Source organism: Variovorax sp. LG9.2 (assembly GCF_035018885.1).
GTDB lineage: Bacteria > Pseudomonadota > Gammaproteobacteria > Burkholderiales > Burkholderiaceae_C > Variovorax.
This window is the reverse complement of sequence record NZ_JASJXB010000069.1, coordinates 1-4,464: the sequence shown is the minus strand read 5'-3', so window position 1 is coordinate 4,464 and position 4,464 is coordinate 1. Positions and strand designations below refer to the sequence as shown.

Here is a 4,464-nt window from a genome sequence, read left to right as displayed (position 1 = left end):
ATATAAGACTGCAGCCCTGCATCCTGAATCTTCACACATACGAGTTCTTGCAATCCGGGAGGCGCCCATATAAGCGTCTCCCTAGTTGCGGTACAGCTTAAATCGACAACCGGAGATGACGGATACGCGGTGCCTTTGCGCAACAGAGCCGCCACTACGGGGATGGCGGCCAACTGTCGTCACGTGGCGGCTTCCTGGCGTGGTGGGCCACACGCATCGATGCGAGAGTCGGCGACGTCTGCTGCCTGGCAAATCTCAACCCGTTTCATTCACAGGGAACCGCATAATGGAAATGATGAAAGTTGACCCGGAACTAGTGCGAAAACTGCGCGAGGAGCGGGCGTGGTCTCAAGAGCAACTTGCCGCGGTAGCAGGCCTGAGCTTGCGTACGGTCCAGCGCGTTGAATCTGACGCCAACGCGTCCGCAGAGACAAGAATGTCGCTCGCGAGCGCTTTCGGGGTCGAGTTGGAGAGTCTCAAGCCGACCGGTCCTGCGACCGCTGAACCTCCTCCTTCCTCGCCCGTCCAGGGTGTACCGGTGGCGGCCTCTTCCAATCAGCCTGTCCCTGTAAAAAAGCTCTCCTACCTGTACTACCGCTTGCTGCGGTTCCTGGTCATCGTCGGCCTGCTGGTCGGGTTCGACGTCTATGAGACGGGTAGCGTCACTTGGTCTAGGTGGATTCTCGTGTTCGGGGTCGCCCTATGCGGGCTGCGCGTCATCAAGGCTCAGTTCGTGGATCCCGAAGAGTTACGCCGCCGCCGATCAGTCTCGCGGAATGTCTAAGGCCGGACATTTTTATGCAACCGCACTTGCCAACGGCGGTCACCATAAAACCCGCCCAGGAGTTTGAAGCTCAACAATCGGTGAGTAAGCAGGCCTGGGTGGCAAGCCCGCAACTCGCAAGTGCGGGCGCCCGCAACGCGGGCTTGGATGCCCTCCGTGCCAGTCTGACGCTTCTGGTGGTGATGCATCACACCGCCATTACCTACGGGGCGATCGGTGGCTGGTTCTATCGCGAAGTGTCCACCGACCGCTCCCTGTCCTCCACCCTGCTGGTCTATTTCTGCACGGTCAATCAGGCTTTCTTCATGGGCCTGTTCTTTCTGCTTGCGGGGTATCTCACGCCCGGTGCTGTGGAGCGACACGGGACGCGTCGCTACGCAATAGATAGGTTTAAGCGGCTCGGCTTGCCGCTCCTGTTTTTTGGCTGGCTCCTCGGACCCGTAACGATCGCAATGGCACAAACGGCTCGCGGCCACGCGTTCGCCGATACCTTGGTGAAGCTGTTGCGCGACGGGACATTTGAGAATGGCCCACTGTGGTTCGCACAGGCATTACTCATCTTCGCTTGTGTCGCGATGCTCTGGTTGAAACTGACGCCGCGTCTCCAACAACTGTGGCCGGGACAGGGCGAAATAGCGCCCTGGCCTTCAAATGTCGCGATGCTCGGAGCGGCAACAGTCACCGGGGCAGTCGCGCTGGTATTGCGCGTATTCTGGCCAGTCGGTGTGAACGTCTGGGGCTTGCAACTCGGGTATTTTGCGAGCTACGTGGTTCTGTTCGCCTTCGGTTGCTTTGCGGCACGGCACCATTGGCTTGAGTTCTTGCCGGCAGACAAGGTGCGCACCTGGTGGCGCGTGGCGCTCCTCGCGTTGCCGACACTGCCAATCGTCTATTTCCTTGGTCGCGCTGTGCCGGGGCTCCGCGAACCGGTATTGGGCTGCGTTTATGCCTTTTGGGAGCCGATCGTTGCCTGGGGAGTGATTTTGAAATTGCTCTGGGAGTTCCAACGGAAATTCACCGTCTTGGACGGTCTGTGGAAATCTTTGGTGCGCCGCGCATATACGATCTTCATCATTCATCCGCCTGTGTTGGTGGCGGTGGCTTTGGCGTGGCGCGGCATTCCGACCAATGGCTTGGTGAAGTTTGCGGTGACGGGCACGGTGACCTGCGCACTGTGCTTCATCTTCGCTGGATGGCTGCTGCGAGTGCCGGCGCTGCGAAAAATTCTCTGACGATCGATCTCAAACTCGGGTCCAAAGACCGTTTACCGTTCTTTGCGATCCGAATTCTGAGCGCTAAATCTTTGGCATCGCGGTCGCCATATTCGGGCTTAGGCGTTTCCGCAACACCATGTTTTTTCCTTCGTTGCGTTTAGATACTTGTTGTGACAATGCGCGGTCGGGCAACCGCTTCAAACGCATAGCCGGACAAAAAAACAAATAAAGCAACTTTCGATGGCGCTGTAGATAGCGCCAATCGATCGCAGACAGGATCATGAATGGCTACGGGTTTCCAAAAAGGTTTTTTGGGCTACGTCAAGGGCATCGCTCTGGCAGGTTTCGTCGCGTTGAGCGGCTGTGGTGGGGGTGGCAGCGGGGGTGGTGCTTTTTTGCCGATTCTGCCCGCTACGCCCAATGCACCAACAACGGTCACGCTGACGGCCATTGAAATCAACCCGGTCAATCCGATCGTCGCAGCAGGCACTTCGTCAAAACTCGCCGCAACTGCAATTTACAGCGACAGCACTCACGCCGATGTGACTGCGCAGGTCGCCTGGGCATCGTCGGATGCGACGGTGGCAACGGTCGCACAAACCACAGGCCTCACGACTGGCGTGGCCACTGGCAAGGCAATGGTGACCGCCAGCCTGGCCGGTCAAAGTGGAACCACTAGCGTCACTGTGACCCCGGCAAAGGTCGTGAGCATTGCGATTTCGCCCGGCAGCACTGCGATTGCTGCGGGAACGCAGGCGCAGTTTGTCGCCACTGGCACGTTCACCAACAGCACCAAGCAGGTGATCACATCGAACGTTGTCTGGACTTCCACCAGTGCTGCTGTGGCAACTGTCGATGCGTCGGGCTTGGCGAGCGGCCTTACGCCCGGAATGACGACTCTGATGGTGACATGCAGGGCCGCAGACTTGTGCGCGAGCGCAGATGTCGTTGGTAACGCGACGCTCAATGTGACTGCGGCAACGCTTGCGTCCATTGCACTGACGCCGGCCACTTCGAGCATCGCGCTCGGTACAACTCAACAGTTTGTCGCGACCGGCACGTACACCGACCAGACCACGCAGGATCTGAGCACGCAAGTGACCTGGAGCTCCAGTAACACGACAGTCGCAGCGCTCAGCGCGACAGGACTGGCGACTTCCGGCAGCACCGGTACGACGTCAGTCAATGGAGGTCTGGGTACCGTGCTTGCGCCAACGGTGACCTTGACCGTGACGCCTGCGACGCTCACCGCTATCGCAGTGACGCCGCCCAGCACGACCATGACCACGGGCGCGACAAAGCAGTTCACGGCCACAGGTACCTATACCGACGGTTCAACTCAAAATATCACCACCACTGCAACCTGGTCGTCCAGCCAAATCAGCGTCGCGACGATCAGCAATGCCACTGGCAGCAATGGCTTGGCAACTGGTGTGGCACAGGGTGCAGCCACGTTGACTGCAGCCCTCAATGGATCTAGCTCAAATGCGACGCTGACGGTACAGGCACAGCCAATCTTCACGGTGCCAGGCGCGTACACCTTCACGGTGCCGACTGGCGTGACGTCATTGAACGTCGTCGCGATCGGCGCAGGCGGAGGAGGTAAGTCCGGATATATCGGCGGCAATGGGGCAGTAGTTACCGCCACCATGGTCGTCGGCCCTGGGGATACGTTGAACCTCTTCGTGGGCGGTGGCGGCAACCAAGGAGGGGGCGGATCGACCAATGTCAACGCTGGCGCAACCAACCAAGTCATCGCGGGCGCAGGTGGTGGTGCAGGTGGCGGCGCGGGGGGCAATGGCAACGCTGGCGACGCTGGCGCCAACGCCGATGGATCGGGCAGCCGAGGCGTCCACATAAGCGGCGGCGCGGGCGGTCATGCTGGCATTGGCGGCTCGGGTGGCGGGGGCACTATGGGCTATCCAAATGGACCTGCGGGCGGCAGCGGCAACGGCGGTGCAGGAGGCAAGTCGTACGGGGGCGTCGCCGGAGGCGTAAGTGCGGGCGCGGGCGTCGGTGGTGACGCCGGCAACACGTGCTGCGGCGCGGGCGCAGGCGGCGGCGGTTACGGGGGCGGTGGTGCCGCCGGTGGTGGTCCCGGCTCCGATGGCGGTGGTGGTGGAGGCGGCAGCACCGGGCCCGCCGGCACGACCTATGCTGTTGGCACCAATCGCGGCGCCTCGGGTGTGGTTGGCGGCGATGGATCTATCACGATCTCCTACTGAATCGGAGAGAAGCTGATTCCGCATGTCAAGCGGCATCAGCAAACCATGAGGAGCTTTCCAACAGCTCATGGGCTTTTGGTTCTCGACCGTAGTAAAGGTGTGCGTGGAGGTACCGCTTTATGTGTGACGGCACGCGGGGCCGAAGGGAGATGCGGCATCAACCACGCTGCGCGGCCGCGGGACTGGACGGCCGCTTCTCGGCGCACTCCTTGCGCTCGGGCTTCGTGACGGAGGCGGGTCT

Annotated in this window: 3 protein-coding genes; all 3 read left to right on the top strand. The window is 60.7% G+C overall.

The features are described from left to right. The first annotated feature begins 286 nt into the window (after positions 1-286). The 3 genes from QN413_RS26770 (at position 287) to QN413_RS26760 (ending at position 4,223) form a co-directional block, all read left to right on the top strand. On the top strand, positions 287-784 hold the full coding sequence (locus QN413_RS26770; protein ID WP_323499601.1) for a helix-turn-helix domain-containing protein: 498 nt from the start codon (positions 287-289) through the stop codon (positions 782-784). Between the two features lie 14 nt (positions 785-798). Next, positions 799-2,016 (top strand): acyltransferase, encoded by a 1,218-nt coding sequence (locus QN413_RS26765; RefSeq protein ID WP_323499600.1) that lies wholly within the window; start codon positions 799-801, stop codon positions 2,014-2,016. 266 nt (positions 2,017-2,282) lie between these two features. Next, positions 2,283-4,223 (top strand): Ig-like domain-containing protein, encoded by a 1,941-nt coding sequence (locus tag QN413_RS26760; RefSeq protein ID WP_323499599.1) that lies wholly within the window; start codon positions 2,283-2,285, stop codon positions 4,221-4,223. Positions 4,224-4,464 lie beyond the last annotated feature (241 nt).

Bases quoted from the DNA above. Each gene is read 5' to 3' on its own strand.
- QN413_RS26760 (WP_323499599.1), top strand. From the start codon at position 2,283: ATGGCTACGGGTTTCCAAAAAGGTTTTTTGGGCTACGTCAAGGGCATC.
- QN413_RS26770 (WP_323499601.1), top strand. From the start codon at position 287: ATGGAAATGATGAAAGTTGACCCGGAACTAGTGCGAAAACTGCGCGAG.
- QN413_RS26765 (WP_323499600.1), top strand. From the start codon at position 799: ATGCAACCGCACTTGCCAACGGCGGTCACCATAAAACCCGCCCAGGAG.